This window comes from Microbulbifer okhotskensis (assembly GCF_023895975.1).
GTDB classification, from domain to species: domain Bacteria; phylum Pseudomonadota; class Gammaproteobacteria; order Pseudomonadales; family Cellvibrionaceae; genus Microbulbifer; species Microbulbifer okhotskensis.
Map to the genome: position 1 here is coordinate 1 of NZ_JALBWM010000396.1, position 435 is coordinate 435.

A 435-nucleotide genomic window follows, 5' to 3' on the forward strand; every position below is an offset into this window, starting at 1 on the left:
AGCCGCTGCCTGTTAGACGCGTCTACATTCGCAAGTCAGACGGTGGTCAGCGAGGTCTAGGGATACCTACGATTTTTGATCGTGTTATTCAGCAAGCTATCGCCCAAGTCATCAATCCCATTTTCGATACGACTTTTTCGGAGTTTAGCTATGGGTTTCGCCCAAAGCGATCACAGCATCATGCAGTGAAAAACCTACAAAAGTATATCGAAGTCGGGAAAGGAATAGCGGTGGATGTCGACCTATCCAAATTCTTCGACCGGGTAAATCATGATTTTCTCATGAGTTTACTCAGCCAAAGAATTAGAGATAAGCGTTTACTTAAACTGATTGCAAGCTACTTGCGTGCAGGCAGGGTAGAAAATGGATGTTGGCAAGCGTGTTATGAGGGGGTGCCACAAGGGGGTCCTTTATCGCCGCTGCTGTCCAATATTG

1 protein-coding gene is annotated in these 435 nt (G+C 46.4%); it reads left to right on the forward strand.

Annotated features, from left to right (window positions below; translation table 11 throughout):
- Positions 1-435, forward strand: a 435-nt coding sequence (locus MO867_RS22660; protein ID WP_252473393.1) for a reverse transcriptase domain-containing protein, incomplete at both ends; no start/stop codon positions are given.